General features: G+C 75.6%; 1 protein-coding gene. It reads right to left on the minus strand.

Features of this window, described 5'->3' with window-relative positions:
- The coding region (locus FV228_RS29435; RefSeq protein WP_147857689.1) for a SulP family inorganic anion transporter at positions 1-1,444 on the minus strand (1,444 nt) is incomplete at its 3' end.
- Between the last annotated feature and the right edge of the window lie 40 nt (positions 1,445-1,484).

A 1,484-nucleotide genomic window follows, 5' to 3' on the forward strand; every position in this document is an offset into this window, starting at 1 on the left:
CCGCGACGCGGGTCCCGGCGGCCATGCGCCGGCTCGCCCAGTCGCCGATCATCTCCAGGCAGGTATGGTCGATGGCCGCGAGGTCCTCGGTGCCGAGGCGGACCTCGCCGCCCACGGGGGTGCGCTCCAGCGCCGCCGTCAGGGTCGGCAGCTGCAGGAAGGTCGCCGCCCCGGACAGCCGCAGCTCCGGCACCCCCGGGACCTCCGGGGCCGCGGCGTGCTCGATCCGCAGCCGCCCCTTGCGCAGGCTCGGCAGGGTCTGCGCGAGGCTCAGGGCCAGCCCGGTGAGCACCCCGCTCAGCAGATCCACCGCCACCACGGTCGCCAGCGTGGCGAACCAGATCGCCGCGGTGGTCCAGCCGTAGCGGGCCCGCAGGTGCAGGCCGTGGACCGGGCTCGCCAGCCGCCAGCCGGTGACCACCAGGATCCCGGCGAGGCTCGCGGTGGGCACCAGCGCCAGCAGCCAGGGCAGGGCGACCAGGAAGGCCAGGATCCAGAGCCCGTGCATCACCGTGGCGGCCCGGGTGACCGCCCCGGCCTGCACGTTGGCGGAGGAGCGCACGATCACCCCGGTCATCGGCAGGGCGCCCAGGAGCCCGCAGATCAGGTTGCCGACGCCCTGCGCGCCCAGTTCCCGGTCGAACCGAGTCCGGGGGCCGTGATGCATGCGGTCGACGGCGGCGGCCGAGAGCAGGCTCTCGGCGCTGGCGATGACCGCGATGACCAGCGCCATCACGACGATCTCGGCCTCGGCGAGCCGGGCCCAGGCCTCCGGATTCGGCAGGGCGAGGCCGGAGAAGATCGCCTCCGGCACCACGACGCGCTTGACCGCGAGGCCGCCGAGCCCGGCCACCAGGCTGCCCGCCAGCACCCCGATCAGCGCACCCGGCAGCAGCCGGAGCCGCGCCGGGCGCAACCGCTCCCAGGCGATCATCGCCGCGATGGTCGCGCCCCCGACCAGCACAGCGCCGGGACGGTCGCCGGCCCCGGTGACGAAGTCGAAGAAGGCCGCCGGGATCGCCACGAGGTTGTCGAGCCCGCTCGCCTGGGGCATGGCGTCGGTCAGGACGTGGAGCTGGGCGAGCACGATCAGGATGCCGATGCCGGCCAGCATGCCGTGCACCACGGCCGGCGAGATCGCCCGGAACCAGCCGCCGATCCGCAGGGCGCCGGCGGCAAGCTGGACCAGGCCGGCCACCACCAGGACGGGGCCCAGGGCGTCGAGCCCGTGCGCCTGCACGAACCCGTAGACGATCACGGCGAGCCCCGCCGCCGGCCCGCTGACCTGGAGCGGCGAGCCGGCGATCAGCCCGACCACGATGCCGCCGACGAGGCCGGTGATCAGGCCGCGCTCGGGCGGCACCCCGGACGCGATGGCGATGCCCATGCACAGGGGCAGCGCCACCAGGAACACCACGAACGAGGCGGGCAGGTCCCGCGCCAGGCTGGTCCGGACCGCGCTGCCGGGACCGAGCCGGTCGCGC

The sequence above is a fragment of the Methylobacterium sp. WL18 genome (assembly GCF_008040015.1).
GTDB classification, from domain to species: domain Bacteria; phylum Pseudomonadota; class Alphaproteobacteria; order Rhizobiales; family Beijerinckiaceae; genus Methylobacterium; species Methylobacterium mesophilicum.